16 protein-coding genes and 1 tRNA gene are annotated in these 15,719 nt (G+C 33.0%); 13 read left to right on the forward strand and 4 right to left on the reverse strand.

The features are described 5' to 3' along the window. Nucleotides 1-55: 55 nt before the first annotated feature. Both BUC29_RS15080 and ribD read right to left on the reverse strand, forming a co-directional pair. Nucleotides 56-658, reverse strand: coding sequence for an HAD-IA family hydrolase (locus BUC29_RS15080; RefSeq protein ID WP_073417013.1), 603 nt, complete (start codon nt 656-658; stop codon nt 56-58). Next, nucleotides 651-1,700 (reverse strand): bifunctional diaminohydroxyphosphoribosylaminopyrimidine deaminase/5-amino-6-(5-phosphoribosylamino)uracil reductase RibD, encoded by a 1,050-nt coding sequence (gene ribD / locus BUC29_RS15085; RefSeq protein WP_073417014.1) that lies wholly within the window; start codon nt 1,698-1,700, stop codon nt 651-653. The genes BUC29_RS15080 and ribD overlap by 8 nt, the downstream gene beginning before the upstream one ends. Nucleotides 1,701-1,826: 126 nt before the next feature. Here ribD and BUC29_RS15090 point away from each other — a divergent pair, with 126 nt between their 5' ends. Both BUC29_RS15090 and prmC read left to right on the forward strand, forming a co-directional pair. Continuing rightward, nucleotides 1,827-2,318: a GNAT family N-acetyltransferase gene (locus BUC29_RS15090; RefSeq protein ID WP_073417015.1), complete on the forward strand. Its 492-nt coding sequence runs from the start codon at nt 1,827-1,829 to the stop codon at nt 2,316-2,318. 67 nt (nt 2,319-2,385) lie between these two features. Next, a complete protein-coding gene (gene prmC / locus BUC29_RS15095) occupies nt 2,386-3,249 on the forward strand; it encodes a peptide chain release factor N(5)-glutamine methyltransferase (RefSeq protein WP_073417016.1) in 864 nt (287 codons plus the stop codon). A 60-nt stretch (nt 3,250-3,309) separates the two neighbouring features. Here the strand turns inward: prmC and BUC29_RS15100 are convergent, their stop codons facing one another. After that, nucleotides 3,310-4,554, reverse strand: coding sequence for an ABC transporter permease (locus tag BUC29_RS15100; protein WP_073417017.1), 1,245 nt, complete (start codon nt 4,552-4,554; stop codon nt 3,310-3,312). A 241-nt stretch (nt 4,555-4,795) separates the two neighbouring features. Here BUC29_RS15100 and hisS point away from each other — a divergent pair, with 241 nt between their 5' ends. The 11 genes from hisS (at nt 4,796) to BUC29_RS15155 (ending at nt 14,980) form a co-directional block, all read left to right on the forward strand. Next, on the forward strand, nt 4,796-6,220 hold the full coding sequence (hisS, locus tag BUC29_RS15105; protein ID WP_073417018.1) for a histidine--tRNA ligase: 1,425 nt from the start codon (nt 4,796-4,798) through the stop codon (nt 6,218-6,220). A gap of 121 nt (nt 6,221-6,341) precedes the next feature. Continuing rightward, nucleotides 6,342-6,412, forward strand: a tRNA-Trp gene (locus BUC29_RS15110). Nucleotides 6,413-6,726: 314 nt separating this feature from the next. Further along, complete coding sequence (locus BUC29_RS15115; RefSeq protein ID WP_073417019.1) at nt 6,727-7,305, forward strand: nucleotide exchange factor GrpE; 579 nt, start codon at nt 6,727-6,729, stop codon at nt 7,303-7,305. 74 nt (nt 7,306-7,379) lie between these two features. Beyond that, nucleotides 7,380-8,486, forward strand: coding sequence for a molecular chaperone DnaJ (dnaJ, locus tag BUC29_RS15120; RefSeq protein WP_073417020.1), 1,107 nt, complete (start codon nt 7,380-7,382; stop codon nt 8,484-8,486). Between the two features lie 161 nt (nt 8,487-8,647). Beyond that, the gene (locus tag BUC29_RS15125) at nt 8,648-9,577 is read left to right on the forward strand and encodes an ABC transporter ATP-binding protein (protein WP_073417021.1); all 930 of its coding nucleotides are present in this window, start codon (nt 8,648-8,650) and stop codon (nt 9,575-9,577) included. Between the two features lie 79 nt (nt 9,578-9,656). After that, nucleotides 9,657-10,973: an ABC transporter permease gene (locus BUC29_RS15130; protein ID WP_073417022.1), complete on the forward strand. Its 1,317-nt coding sequence runs from the start codon at nt 9,657-9,659 to the stop codon at nt 10,971-10,973. Nucleotides 10,974-11,083: 110 nt separating this feature from the next. Then, nucleotides 11,084-12,247, forward strand: coding sequence for a sigma-54-dependent transcriptional regulator (locus tag BUC29_RS15135; RefSeq protein WP_073417023.1), 1,164 nt, complete (start codon nt 11,084-11,086; stop codon nt 12,245-12,247). Between the two features lie 98 nt (nt 12,248-12,345). Further along, on the forward strand, nt 12,346-13,008 hold the full coding sequence (locus tag BUC29_RS15140) for a DEAD/DEAH box helicase (RefSeq protein WP_073417216.1): 663 nt from the start codon (nt 12,346-12,348) through the stop codon (nt 13,006-13,008). An 82-nt stretch (nt 13,009-13,090) separates the two neighbouring features. Next, a complete protein-coding gene (locus BUC29_RS15145; protein ID WP_073417024.1) occupies nt 13,091-13,906 on the forward strand; it encodes an alpha/beta hydrolase in 816 nt (271 codons plus the stop codon). A gap of 25 nt (nt 13,907-13,931) precedes the next feature. Next, entirely contained in the window at nt 13,932-14,150 is a 219-nt protein-coding gene (locus BUC29_RS15150; protein WP_073417025.1) for a putative signal transducing protein, read from the forward strand. A gap of 26 nt (nt 14,151-14,176) precedes the next feature. Further along, complete coding sequence (locus tag BUC29_RS15155; protein WP_073417026.1) at nt 14,177-14,980, forward strand: Cof-type HAD-IIB family hydrolase; 804 nt, start codon at nt 14,177-14,179, stop codon at nt 14,978-14,980. Nucleotides 14,981-15,063: 83 nt separating this feature from the next. On the opposite strand, the gene BUC29_RS15160 is transcribed toward BUC29_RS15155, so the two are convergent. Then, nucleotides 15,064-15,588: a hypothetical protein gene (locus BUC29_RS15160; protein ID WP_073417217.1), complete on the reverse strand. Its 525-nt coding sequence runs from the start codon at nt 15,586-15,588 to the stop codon at nt 15,064-15,066. Nucleotides 15,589-15,719 lie beyond the last annotated feature (131 nt).

Consider the following 15,719-nt stretch of genomic DNA (forward strand, 5'->3'; position numbering starts at 1 on the left):
ACACAGATTATATGCAAAAAAATCTTTTAATCCTTTTAATCTGTGACAAGATATTTTATAGTATGTTTTTATCAAACAAATCCACAACATCTTCCTTGCCAACTTGTAAATTCCAAACATTAAAGCCTAATGCTGCTGCGGCATCTGTGTTTTCTTTTTTGTCATCAACAAATAAAGTCTGTTCTGGAACTAAATTATGTTCGTCAATTAAATGCTGAAATGATTCGGCATTTGGTTTTCTTTTTCCAATTTCAAATGAAAAATGAACTTTTTCAAAACAATTATAAAAATCAGTATAAAAAGGAACGCCGACTGTTTTTTCGAAAGTAGCAATATGAATAGCGTCTGTATTGCTCAATAAAAACAAACGGTATTTTTTTGAAAGTTCTTTTAAGAAATCTAATCTATACGAAGGGAAATCAGCTAAAACTGCATTCCATGCTTCCAGAATTTCTTCCATATTAGCATTTGGAAGTTGTTTTTGAAAACCGTCTAAAAAATCATCATGCGAAATATCTCCGGTTTCAAATAATAAATTCAAACGATCACATTCAGAATTCCATTCTGTCATGCCTAATTTTTGCAATCCCGAAATCGTTCCTTGTTTGTTTAAATTGATAAAAATATCTCCAAAGTCAAAAATTATTGTATCAATCATGATTTCTTACATATATTAATTCGTCGTTTTGAATATAAGTTTTAGAGGTTTTTTGCTTTTGAATTTCTGGTGCTTTTGTACCTTTTTTAAAAGTGTTTTTTCCAACAAAAATTCTCGCTTCGTCCCAAATATCTTTATCTATAAACGATTGCAAAGTTTGTCTTCCGCCTTCAATAATTACAGACTGAATTTGATGCTGATGTAAAACAGATAAAATATTTTCAATTAAATTTTTATCAAAATCAATTTTTTCAAAAATTATGTTTTCTTTTGAAATATTATTTTCAGATTTCGAAAGAATAATCGTTTTTACGCTTTCGTCAAAAACAAAACTATCTTTTGAAATTCGGTTATTTTGATCTAAAGCCACCCGAACAGGATTGTTTCCAGACCAATCGCGAACATTTAGTTTTGGGTTGTCATCAATAACGGTTTGAGTTCCAACTAAAATAGCTTGTTCTTCACTACGCCATTTATGAACCAATTGACGCGAATATGTATTGGTAATCCAAACAGGTTTTCTTTCCTGATCAATTTCTTTTTCGGGGGCAAGAAATCCGTCCAGACTTTGGGCCCATTTTAATATAATATAAGGTCTCTTTTTTTGATGAAAAGTAAAAAAGCGTTTATTTAGATCGTTACATTCGTCTTCTAGAATGCCAACAGTGACATTTGTACCGGCTTCAACCAGTTTTTTAATTCCCCTTCCGGCCACTTTTTCATTAGGGTCAACCGTTCCCACAACAACATTCGGAATTTCATTTGCAATAATTAAATCGCAGCATGGAGGTGTTTTTCCAAAATGAGAACAAGGTTCTAAGCTAACATAAATAGTAGCTTTTTTTAATAAAGATTTATCTTTTACAGATCGTACAGCATTGACTTCGGCATGAGGTTCGCCGGCTTTTTTGTGCCAGCCTTCGCCAATAATTTTGCCATCATAAACAATTACACTTCCTACCATAGGGTTTGGATAAGTTGTTCCAAAGCCATTTTTGGCAAGTTCAATGCATCGTTTGATATATTTCTCATGTATATTCACCCTGCAAAAGTAACTATTTTTGAGTTTTAAGTCCAATCTTATCAAGATTGTTGTGAAACATTACAAATTGTTATGAAAGTATCAAAAAAGTATTTTTATTTTTGTAGATACAAGTCAATAAATAAAATGAAAAATTGGGTTATTAGAAAAATTAAAAAAGAAGACAATCAGTCGGTTGCAAAATTAATAAGATCAGTTTTTGATGAAATGGAAATTCCAAAAGTAGGCACGGCTTATGAAGATCCATATTTAGATTTAATGTTTGAAGAATACAGTAAACCAAAATCAGTTTATTTTGTTGTTGAGATTGAAGGCGAAATTTTAGGTTGTGCAGGCATTGCCCCTTTAGAAAATGGAAACCCTAAAATCTGCGAATTACAAAAGATGTATTTTTTGCCAAAAGTGCGCGGATTAGGAATAGGAAGTAAAATGATGGATGAATGTCTGGAACAGGCAAGAAATTTTGGATTTGAAAAATGTTATATTGAAACAATGCCGTTTATGCATGCGGCACAAAAATTATATAGAAAATCAGGTTTCGAATATTTAGACGCTCCAATGGGTTGTACCGGGCATAATTCCTGCCCCGTATGGATGTTGAAAGATTTGCAGAATTAAAAGTCTGCAAAATACTTATGTGAAGAAAATATTGGCTTTAGCTGAAAATAATACTCAATGAACCACAATGAAAATTAAACAATATCGTACTCAGTTTATTAAAGAATTATCCCCTTTGTACGATGCGTACGAGGCCGAGAGTTTTTTCTATTTAATTTTAGAAGACAAACACAAACTTCGTCAAATAGATTTGGCTCTTAATCATGAATTATTTTTTTCTGAATCTGATTTTGCAGTTTGGGATTTGTTATTGGCCCAGCTTAAAAAAGAAGTTCCAATTCAATATTTATTGGGAAAAACCAGTTTTTACGGTTTGGATTTTGAGGTAAACGAAAATGTTTTAATTCCACGACCGGAAACAGAAGAACTGGTTGAATGGATTATCAACGAAAATGCCGCAACTGACAGAATCAAAAAGCTAAGAATACTTGACATCGGAACCGGAAGCGGCTGTATTGCCATTTCGCTCGCTAAAAATCTACCAAATGCAGAAGTGTATGCCATTGATGTTTCAAAAAAAGCTATAGAAACGGCAAAACGAAATGCCAATAAAAATAAAGTCGACGTAACTTTTATGTTTCAGGATATTCTGGAAACTAAAGAATTAAAATGTCAGTTTGATATCATTGTTTCAAATCCGCCGTATGTTCGAAATTTAGAAAAAGAAGAAATCAGGAAAAATGTTCTGGATTATGAACCGCATCTTGCGCTTTTTGTTGATGATAACGATGCTTTGGTTTTTTACAGAAAAATAGCTTCTCTTGCACAAAATAATCTTTTAGATAACGGAAAATTGTATTTTGAAATCAATCAATATTTGGGAAAAGAAATGATTGATCTATTAGGGAAAATGGATTTTATAAACATCGACCTCCGAAAAGATATTTACGATAACGACCGCATGATTTCATGCAAGGTTTCTAAAGCCTAAGTTTAGTTTCAGTCTCAGTTTTTCAGTTGTCATTGAGAAACTGCGACTGAAAACTAAAAATTACTCATATCGCAAAGCTTCGATAGGATCTAATTGAGAAGCTTTAATTGCAGGATATAAACCGGAAACAATTGCAACCATAAAACTGGTTCCAAAAGCGGCCAAAATTGCCATCCATGGAATAACAAAAGCAAAACTCATTGCTGCGGCAAAAGCAAAGCCAATCAGGATTCCTAAAATAATTCCGACAAGACCGCCAATTTGTCCAATTAATAAAGTCTCAATAAAAAACTGAACTGAGATTGTAACTTTTGTCGCGCCAAGGGCTTTTCTAACACCAATTTCGCGGGTACGTTCTGTCACCGAAACAATCATGATATTCATTAAAGCAATTGATGAACCGAGGATTGTAATAATAGAAATAATCCACGATGCCCAGCCTAAATATTTTGTAATACCTAAAATTCTGTTTATTAAGTCATCGCTTCTGCCGATACCAAAATTATTATCCCGAACCGGACTTAGTTTACGAACTCTTCTCATTGTGCTAGTAGCATTGTCAACAGCTTCATCTAAAAGTTCTTTTTTAGAAACCATTACACTTATAGTATAATTGATATTTGGTGCCGTAAATAGAGAACGCGCAACCTGAATAGGAATCAAAACCCGTAAATCCTGACTGTTTCCAAAAGTTGATCCTTTTTCTTTTAAAACACCAATAACTTTAAAACGTGCACCGCGAATCGAAATAATTTTATCAATAGGGTTCACATCTTTTAATAAACCTTTTTCAAAGTCAGAACCTACAACACAGGAATAGGTGTTGTTATCAATGTCAAATTGGTTAAAAGATCGGCCTAAAGTGGTTTCTAAACCAGAATTTGAGATAAAATGTTCGTCTACACCAACAACCGTAATTTCAGGATCAGTTTTAGTGTCTAAATATTTTACTTCGGCTTTTGATGTTGCGATAAACGAAAGTGAAGTTTCAGTAAAAGGATATTTGTATTTGTTTTTAAAAGCCACAGCTTCGGGATACGAAATAATCGGATTTATAACTTCTCGTTCGTTTCCACCACGATTTCGAACCGTATTTTCGTATTGATTAATATTGAATGTGTTAGCTCCCATTGATGCAAAATTGGTCGAAACGGTATTTTCAAGAGCAGTCACAACTGTTAAAATTCCAACCAAAGCGGTAATTCCGATAGCAATAATTAATACAGTAAGAATGGTTCGCAGTAATTGAGTTTTGATGGAACCAAAAGCAATTCGAATATTTTCCTTAAATAATTTTAGCATCATGACCAATTTGTCACGAAAATACGGTTTTTGTTACAAGTTTGTTTTCGAACCGCTGTTATTTATTTTAAAAAGTAAGATATTTGCAGTCGATTTAAATTAAGTCAAAAGTTGGAAGGTCATAAAGTCGAAAGTCTAAAGAGCCAGCAATCAAACAATAATAAATAAATTAATCTTAAAGGTTTTTGAATTTGAGTTTCAAAAGAAATCTAAAATCTAAAATCAACAATCTAAAATAAAAAAGATGGCTTCAAAACCAAGCGTACCAAAAGGAACAAGAGATTTTTCACCTGCTGAGGTGTCAAAACGCCAGTATATTATGCAGACCATAAAAAGGAATTTTGAAAAATTTGGTTTTCAACCGATTGAAACACCTTCATTTGAAAATTCTGATACTTTAATGGGAAAATATGGAGAAGAAGGTGATCGTTTGATTTTTAAAATATTGAATTCGGGTAATTTTTTCTATGATAAAGCTAAAATTGAACTGCCAAAATCAATTGAAGAATTGCTGGTAAATTCTGCTGAAAAAATAAGTTTAGAGCAAAGAATCGAATTAAATAAATTTACAGGAAAAATTTCTGAAAAGGCACTGCGCTACGACCTGACAGTTCCATTTGCAAGATACGTAGTACAGCACCAAAGCGAAATTGTATTTCCTTTCAAGAGATATCAAATTCAGCCTGTTTGGAGAGCTGACAATCCGCAAAATGGGCGTTATAGAGAATTTTACCAATGCGATGCCGATGTTGTGGGTTCAAAATCACTTTGGCAGGAAGTAGAATTGGTTCAGTTATATGATACTGTTTTTACTTCTTTAGGATTAGAAGGTGTTACTATTAAAATCAATAATAGAAAAATATTATCAGGAATTGCTGAGGTAATTGGTGCTTCGGATAAATTAATCGATTTTACTGTTGCCCTTGATAAACTGGATAAAATTGGTGAAGACGGCGTAAAGAAAGAAATGATCGAAAAAGGAATTTCTGAAGAAGCTCTGGTAAAAGTGCAGCCACTTTTCAGCTTTAGCGGAACTTTTTCAGATAAAATTAAGCAGCTTTCAGATTTATTAGCTTCTTCTGAAGAAGGAATGAAAGGTGTAGAAGAATTGAAATTTATTTGTGACAATGTTGCAGGTTTAGGTTTGTCAACCGCAATTTTGGATCTTGATGTAACTTTGGCACGCGGTTTAAATTATTACACAGGAGCTATTTTTGAGGTCGCAGCACCAAAAACAGTTTCTATGGGTTCTATTGGCGGCGGCGGAAGATACGACGATTTGACGGGTATTTTTGGTTTACAAAATATGAGCGGTGTTGGAATTTCTTTTGGTCTGGACAGGATCTATTTAGTATTAGAAAAATTAGAATTATTCCCGGAAACTATTGCAGAAACATCAAAAGCCATATTTTTAAATTTTGGAGATAAAGAAGCTTTGTATGCTTCAAAAGCTATTCAAAAATTAAGACAGGAAAACATAAAAGTAGAATTGTATCCGGATAACGTAAAAGTTGGAAAACAATTTCAATATGCAGATAAACGCTTTATTCCATTTGTTGTATTAGTTGGAGATCAGGAGATTAATTCAAATTCCTATACACTTAAAAATTTAGTGACAGGCGAGCAGGTTTCTGTTGATTTCGAAGGATTAAAAAATGCTTTGATTTAAGAGATTGACTTAAAATATTGTTTTTCAGGTATTCCCAGTAAATATTGGGAATATCTGCTAAAACTTCATAAAATAATTGCAGGAAAAAGAAAAAAAAGCCTTTAATTTGCGACCTCAAGTTACGGGCGTAGTTCAAGGGTAGAATAGCGGTCTCCAAAACCGTTGATGGGGGTTCGAATCCCTCCGCCCGTGCAATAAAATTTAAAACATAAAAAAAAGCTTCGTCTTTCTGTAAGGCGAAGCTTTTTTTAATATAAGGTAAACTTGAATTAATAATTATTTAGAGGCCTAAGCCAACCCTTAAATTCAATTTTGATAGGTAATAAATTTTGTTTTCCAATTTGGATATCAAAGATACGACAAACTAAAACGTAATAGTCTTAAAATTATAATAAAATTTTATTGTCTATTTTCGCTTTTTAAAACACTCATAATTAATAAAGTGACAATTTGACATTTTGCAAGATTTGGCAGTACTTTTGCAATCCAACAGAAAGAAATAAAAAATGAAGTTTAAGAATATTTTTAAAAATAAAAGTAATATGACTACGGAAAATACAGAATTCGATCAGGAATTAGACGATGTAACGTTAGAGAACAATGCAAACGGAGAGCAGTTAATTGTTGAAGAATTAAGTGTTGAGGAGCAATTAGCTCAAGACTTGGCTCGCGAAAAAGATAAGTTTTTGAGATTATTTGCAGAATTTGAAAATTACAAAAAAAGAACTTCAAAAGAGCGTCTTGAATTATTTAAAACAGCAAACCAGGAAGTTTTGTTGGCAATGCTTCCAGTTTTAGATGATTTTGACAGAGCAGCTGTAGAGATCAACAAATCTGACGATGAAAATTTGAAAAAAGGTGTTGAGTTGATTCATGAAAAACTGAAAAGTACTTTAATTTCTAAAGGTTTAGAGCAAGTTGAAATTCAGGCAGGAGATGCTTTTAATGCTGATATTGCTGAAGCAATTACCCAAATTCCAGCACCATCTGATAAATTAAAAGGCAAAGTTGTAGATGTTATTGAAAAAGGATACAAATTAGGAGATAAAATTATTCGTTACCCTAAAGTTGTAGTTGGAAACTAAAAGCAATTAAGATTCTGTAATTCAGTTTAAATATTAGAATTTGGAATTTTAAAATTTAGAATTTTACCTAAATTATGAAAAAAGATTTTTACGAAATACTGGGCATTTCAAAAAATGCTGACGCTGCCGAAATAAAAAAAGCATACAGAAAAAGTGCGCTTAAATACCACCCTGATAAAAATCCAGGCGACAAAGAGGCAGAAGAAAACTTTAAATTAGCAGCTGAAGCTTATGAGGTTTTAAGTGATCCGCAGAAAAAAGCAAAATACGACCAATACGGACATCAGGCATTTGATGGTTCTGGCGGATTTGGCGGTCATGGTGGTATGAATATGGATGACATTTTCAGCCAGTTTGGTGACATTTTCGGAGGCGGATTTGGCGGTTTCGGAGGTGGAGGCGGAGGTCCGCGTCGTGCAAAAGGAAGTAATCTTCGAATTAAAGTAAAACTAACTTTAGAAGAGATTGCAAATGGTGTTGAGAAAAAAGTAAAAGTAAAACGTAAAGTTCAGGCAAAAGGTGTAACATATAAAACTTGTACGACTTGTAATGGTCAGGGACAGGTTATGCGTGTAACCAATACCATTTTAGGAAGAATGCAGTCTGCGTCAACTTGTCCTACTTGTGGTGGTTCTGGTCAGATTTTAGACAAAAAACCTGCCGAAGCTGATGCACAGGGAATGGTTCAGGAGGATGAAACTGTATCAATCAAAATTCCTGCAGGAGTTGTTGACGGAATGCAGTTGAAAGTTTCTAACAAAGGTAACGATGCACCAGGAAACAGTATTCCGGGAGATTTAATTGTTGCTATTGAAGAAATTGAACATGAATTCCTGAAACGTGAAGGAGAAAATGTTCATTACGATTTATATATCAGTTTTCCTGAGGCTGTTTTAGGAGCTTCTAAAGATATTGAAGCAATCAACGGAAAAGTTCGTATTAAACTGGAAGAAGGAATTCAATCTGGAAAAATCTTAAGATTAAAAGGAAAAGGAATTCCAAGTATCAATGGTTACGGAAGTGGAGATTTACTAGTTCACGTAAACGTTTGGACGCCAAAAACATTAAATAAAGAACAAAAACAATTCTTTGAAAATGCTTTAAATGACGAGCATTTTGCTCCAAGTCCTGAAAAATCAGAGAAATCATTCTTTGAAAAAGTAAAAGATATGTTCTCATAATCTAAAACTTTTTAAAGATAAAAATAAATTCAAAACCCATTCTGTATATAAATAGAATGGGTTTTTTGCGTATTATTATGCAGATTCGCTACTAATTATTTACTTTTACAGACTGTTGGCAGAAATTGCAAAAGCCATCACATGAAAATCTAAAAAACAAAATGAGCAACTTACTCGAAGTACATAAAGTCGTAAAACAATATGGCGATTATGTAGCGCTTAACGAAGTTTCATTAAATGTGCCAAAAGGCAGTATATATGGACTTTTAGGTCCCAATGGAGCTGGAAAAACTTCCTTAATTAGAATTATAAATCAAATTACACTGCCTGACAGCGGCGAAATAATTTTAGATGGAGAAAAACTGCAGCCCAAACACGTGCAGACCATTGGTTATCTTCCGGAAGAAAGAGGCTTGTACAGTTCTATGAAAGTAGGAGAGCAGTGTTTGTATCTCGCACAAATGAAAGGACTTTCTAAAGCCGAAGCCAAAAAGCAGCTGGATTATTGGTTTGACCGTTTGGGAATTCAGGGCTGGTGGAACAAGAAAATTCAGGAACTTTCTAAAGGTATGGCCCAAAAAATTCAGTTTGTGGTTTGTGTTTTGCATAAACCAAAACTGCTCATTTTAGACGAACCTTTTTCTGGATTTGACCCTGTCAACGCCAATATTATAAAAGACGAAATTTTGGCTTTAAAAGAACAAGGTTCAACAATTATTTTTTCGACACACCGTATGGAAAGTGTAGAGGAACTTTGCGAAAACATTGCTTTAATTCACAAATCAAATAAATTGATAGAAGGCAAAGTTGCAGATGTAAAACGTCAGTTTAGAACCAATAGTTTTGAAGTTGGAATTCTAACCAATAATGTTGAAGGCTTAATGTATGATATTACACAAAAATTTACGGTTTCGCCTGCCAGTTTCAAATCATTAAATGATGATTTAAAATTGAATATTCAGATTGGTAACGCGACGCCAAATGAATTATTGAATGTTTTAACACAACGAGGACAAGTAACACATTTTGTAGAAAAAATTCCAAGCATAAACGATATTTTTATTCAAACAGTTACTGAAAATAAAGTTTAGATTTCAGATTTTAGATTTTAGAGTGAAGACCTAAAATCTAAAAATCTAAAGTCAACAATCTAAAATCTAAAATCAAGAAATGAGTATTATTTCATTAATTATAAAAAGAGAATTTATTGCCAAAGTCCGCAATAAATCTTTTGTTGTTATGACTTTTTTGAGTCCGCTTTTATTTGTTGCCATTGCTGTTTTTATTGGCTATTTAAGCACAATGAAAGCCGAAACGAAACGTATTGCGATCCATGACGAAACGGGGCTTTTTGCTGCCGATTTTTTAAAAGAAAATAAAAAAAGTGCTGAATTTAAATATCTAAATTTATCTGAAATTGATGTAAAAGCTTTAAAAGACAGTATTACAAAAGAAAATTTCAACGGATTAATTGTTATTCCAAAAACAAACGATGCAAAAGATTTAGAAAGTAAAATAGAATTTATATCCAATAATAGTCCAAGTATTTCTTTTGTCGAAAATACACAGGATATTATTGCATCAAAAATTACAAAACTCAATTTGCAAAGTGCTAAACTGGATACTTTGGCGATTCAAAAAGCACAATCAAAAGTTAATATACATTTGGTAAAAGCTTCGGGGGAGGAAAGTTTAAAAGGATTAAACGAAGTAAAAATAGGCATTGGCGGTGCATTTGGTTATCTGATCATGATGTTTATTATCATTTACGGAAATATGGTAATGCGAAGTGTGATCGAAGAAAAAACAAACCGAATTATCGAGATCATTATTTCATCTGTAAAACCATTTCAGTTGATGATTGGAAAAATTGTTGGAACTTCATTGGCAGGAATTTTACAATTTACGATTTGGGCTATTATTGGTTTAAGTTTAATGTTTACCGCATCGGTATTTTTTGATGTGAATGTTGGCACAACAGCTAAAATTCCACCAGTATTAATGCAGTCAGCACAACATGATTTTTCGGGAATTATACAAATGGGATTAAGAGAAGCATGGAATCTGCCTATTGCAAGTATCTTAATTGGATTTGTAATTTATTTCATTGGAGGTTATTTTTTATACAGTTCGTTTTATGCGGCAATTGGAGCAGCCGTTGATAATCAAACTGATTCTCAGCAGTTTTTGCTTCCAATATTAATGCCTTTAATTTTAAGTGTATACATCGGATTTTTTACCGTTGTTAATGATCCGCACGGAACTGTGGCCGTTGTATTTTCAATGATTCCGCTTACTTCGCCAATTGTTATGTTAATGCGTATTCCATTTGGCGTGCCTTGGTGGCAAATCGCAATTTCGGTATCATTATTGTTTGCTACATTTTTCCTTGTCGTTTGGTTCGCTGCAAAAATTTACCGAATAGGTATTTTAATGTATGGCAAAAAACCAACGTGGAAAGAATTGTATAAATGGCTAAAATATTAATTTTTTAAAGGTGCTAAGGCACTAAGGTTCTGAGATGCTAAGTTTTTTTTAGCTTCTTGCAGAAAAACCTCAGTACCTTAGCAACTTAGAACCTTAGAATCTCAAAAAAAATGAGTAAAATACTAATTATAGAAGACGAAGCGGCGATTAGAAGAGTTTTGGTAAAAATTTTATCAGAAGAGAATGATTCCTATCAGGTTGATGAAGCCGAAGATGGTGCTGCGGGTCTTGAAAAAATAAAAAACAACGATTACGATTTGGTTTTGTGCGATATTAAAATGCCAAAATTAGACGGTGTTGAGGTTTTAGAAGAAGTAAAAAAGATAAAACCAGAAATTCCGATGGTGATGATTTCTGGGCATGGGGATATGGAAACGGCAATTAATACTATGCGTTTAGGTGCTTTTGATTATATCTCAAAACCGCCAGATTTAAATCGTTTATTAAATACAGTTCGTAATGCTTTAGACAAAAAACAATTAGTTGTTGAAAATAAAATCCTAAAGAAAAAAGTTAGTAAAAATTACGAAATGATCGGCGAGAGCGAATCTATTAATCATATAAAAGTGATGATTGATAAAGTTGCTCCAACCGAAGCCAGAGTTTTGATTACGGGACCAAATGGAACCGGGAAAGAATTAGTTGCACATCAGTTACACGAAAAAAGTGAGCGAGCAGGATTTCCTTTAATTGAAGTAAACTGTGCCGCGATTCCGAGTGAATTAATTGAAAGTGAATTATTCGGACACGTAAAAGGTGCATTTACATCGGCAGTGAAAGATCGTGCCGGAAAATTTGAAGCGGCAGATAAAGGAACTATTTTCCTGGATGAAATTGGAGATATGAGTCTTTCGGCGCAAGCCAAAGTTTTACGTGCCCTTCAGGAAAGTATGATTACAAGAGTTGGTGCTGATAAAGATATAAAAGTGGATGTACGTGTTGTTGCTGCAACCAATAAAGACTTAAAAACAGAAATTGCTGAAGGTCGTTTCCGCGAAGATTTATACCATCGTCTGGCTGTAATTTTGATTAAAGTTCCACCTTTGAATGAAAGACGTGATGATATTCCTGCTTTGATAAAACATTTTGCTGAGAAAATTGCTTCAGAACAAGGTACGGCAGTTAAAATGTTTTCTTCACAAGCTATACAATTATTGCAGGAATATGACTGGACAGGAAATATTCGTGAACTTCGAAATGTGGTAGAAAGATTAATCATTTTGGGAGGAAACGAAATCTCCGAAAGTGATGTAAAAATGTTCGCCAGCAAGTAATGCTTCGGGCTGCAGGCTATAAGCTTTAGGCTTTACGCTTTTAAAATATAGATAACTTTTGCTTACAGCCAATGGCTTATAGCTTAAAGCTAAAAAAAATGAAACTAAAAAAAATAAACGAAAAGTTACAAGACGGATTAATTGAAAATGGTTTAACCGAAGCAAATGCTTTGCAGATGGAAACTTTTTCGACCATAAAAAGCGGCGCCGACTGTATAATTATTTCTCCAAACGGAACGGGAAAAACAACTACAATTGTTTTAAATGTAATTCAGCAATTGGCAGGGAAAAATGAAGAATCACCTCGAGCGTTAATTATTGTTGAAGACAAAGATAGGATGACAGCAATGGTAGAACTTTTTGAGAAGTATGGAAAATATACTAACCTTGAAGTTTATGGAGTACATGACAAAGGCGATATGGATTATGACAAAAATTATATTTCTACAGGAATCGATGTTTTAATTGGAACTCCAACTAAATTAAACGATATGTTTAGTACTGCAGGATATAATGTAAACCGTTTAAAAATGTTCATTCTTGATGATGCAGATCCGATTTTAAAACTGCGTCATGAACCAAAAATTATGCGTATTTCAAATAGTATTGCCAAAACGCAGCGATTAATTTTTGCAGAAACTTTGACTGAGCGCATCGAAATCCTGGCAGATAAAATGTTAATCGAACCTTATTTGTTTGATATGGATGAAGAAGGTGAGGAGGAACTCGATGAGGAAGAAGACGATATTGAAGAAGAGTAAATAGCAGCAGTTTTTAGTCACAGCTTTTAGTTACAATATAAACTGGAAATTTTCACTTCGACTGAAAGTTAAAAAATAATGTATGGAAATATTCAAAACACTTAAATTCTTGTCAATCGTACTTTTGTGCTTTTTTCTAATTATTTATTTTCTCGTAATTTCCTATATTTATTTAAATCAGGTTGGGCTGGTTTTTCATAGTTCAAGGCTTCCAAAAGATTACAAGTTTGATTATCAACAGAAATTTGAAGAGATAAATATCAAGTCGTTTGACGGAAATATTTTGAATGGTTTGTTATTTAAAGCTGAACATTCTAAAGGTTTAGTTTTTTATCTTCACGGAAATGCCGGAACGCTTGAAACCTGGGGAAAAATTGCAAAAGTTTATACATCATTAGGATATGATATCTTTATTTTAGATTATAGAAGCTTTGGGAAAAGTGAAGGTGAAATCGAAAACGAAGAGCAGTTAAGTAAGGATATTTCGATTGTATACAAATCAATTTCTAAAAAATATACTGAAAATAAGATCATAATTGCAGGATATTCTATTGGTTCGGGATTTGCGGCTAAACTGGCTTTAGAAAATAAACCAAAAGCCTTACTTCTTCAGGCACCATATTATAATTTTTTAGAATTGTCAAGTTCAAAAGTCCCGCTTTTTCCTGATTTTATGAAAAAGTTTAGTTTAGAGACAAATCTATATCTTCCAAAAATAAAAGCTCCAATTTATCTTTTTCACGGGACTGCCGATCAATTGATTCCTTTTGATAATTCGGTTCGGTTAAAAAATCTTTTAAGCTCAAATGCTTATTTATATCCGCTGAAAAATCAGGAACATATTGGCATAAATGAAAATGAAAGTTTTCAAAATAAATTAAAAACTATATTGGAATAAATTAATAATTAATAAAATAAATGTTATGGGATTAATGAAGGTGTTTTCGGGTAGTGAAGTATTAGCTATTGCTTTGCAGGAAAGATTAATAGAAGCGGGAGTAGAAACCGTGAAAAAAGATAATATTCAATCAGCTCGTTTAGGAGGTTTTGGCGGTACAGATCTGGCTGTTGAGGTTTTTATTCAGGAAACAGATTTTGCAAAAGCAAATCCTGTTATTGAAGAATTTAGAATGAGTATTTAAAAAGTAATACTGAAAACTAAAAAAAAATGCAATACAAAATGTTAGTTCTCGACATGGATGATACCTTGTTGACAGACGACCACAAAATTTCAGATCTAAATAAGAAAGTATTATTAGAAGCTCAGGCAAAAGGTGTTTATGTTGTTTTGGCTTCCGGACGTCCAACTTCTGCGATGACAGCTTATGCTAAAGAACTGGAACTGGATATAAATGATTCTTACATGATTTCTTTTAACGGTGCTATCATAAGCCGTGTCAAAGATGATTTGGTTTTGTTTGAGCAAAAATTAACGGTAGAACAAATCCAAGCTTTATACGATTACAGCGTTAAAATGAAAACGCATATTATAACCTATTTAGATAATGAAATTATAAGCGAAACCGATTCTCAGTATATCGAAGTCGAAAAGGAAATTACAGGAATGCCGCATCTTAAAGTTGCAAGTTTTAAGGATTATGTAGACAGACCGGCTGTAAAATGCATTTTGCTTCAGGATCCTGATTATTTAAAAGAGATAGAACAAGATTTAATTGAAAAAATGCCGCATTTGAGCGTTTCTATGTCAAAACCTTTTTTCTTAGAAGCTGCACAGCAAGGAATTGACAAAGCTGCCAGTTTAAAACTTTTGGCAGAAAAATTAGGAATTCATCAAAGTGAAATTATTGCCGTTGGAAATGCAGGAAATGATTTAACTATGATCGAATATGCTGGTTTGGGAGTTTGGGTTGATAATGTTAACCCTGAATTACGCCATAGAGCCAACTTAGTTGTTGCTTCAAATAACAATGACGGCGTTGCTGAAGTTGTTCAGAAATATATTTTAAACTAATATAATCTGCTTAAAGAAATGCGTTCCAAATCTTTGAAAACTTTGTAAGTCTGCAAAGATTTGGAAAACGTCGTTTCTTTGAATTATTTTTTTGCTACAGAAACAAAATATTTATTTCCGTCACCCATTGTAAGCTTTACACGTTCGTCGCAAAGGTCGATTGCAAAATTTACACTTTCGTAACAGCTGCAAGTAGTATTTTTGTCTTTAGACATTTCAGTTTTACAATTATTATTTTTGAATGTAGCTAATTGTGGAGTATATAAACTTACTAAGTCTGTAGAAGCCGTTACTAAAGAGATAATACTTGCCGAATTATTGTTAGTAATTCTGTACACAATTCTATCTGTATAGTTTACTTCGTTTACAGTTACTTTACGAATATATGTGTAAGCTGTAGATTCTGCACCCGGTTCCTTTACTTCAAATTTAAATCCAACCGCACGAATGGCAATATCAAATTGAGACTGAGAATTTAAACTTGCCCAACTTGTTAAAGTACTAATAGATGGAAATGGATTAGCAGCTGCAGCTGGTGCATTAGTTTGCGCTTGCGAACTAAAAATGGTTAAGAACATCAAGCAGATCGTGGGTAAAAATGCTTTCATAGTGGAGTTTTTAATTTTTAATTTTTGCCTACTCTTTCTGGTTTTCGGCGTTCCCATTCTTTTTTAATAACAAAACAACAACATAACGATCGAAATTCAAAATTGTTTTATATGAATTGTTATAATATTAA

Origin of the sequence: Flavobacterium defluvii (genome assembly GCF_900129555.1) — a bacterium.
In the GTDB taxonomy this organism is placed as follows: Bacteria; Bacteroidota; Bacteroidia; order Flavobacteriales; family Flavobacteriaceae; genus Flavobacterium; species Flavobacterium defluvii.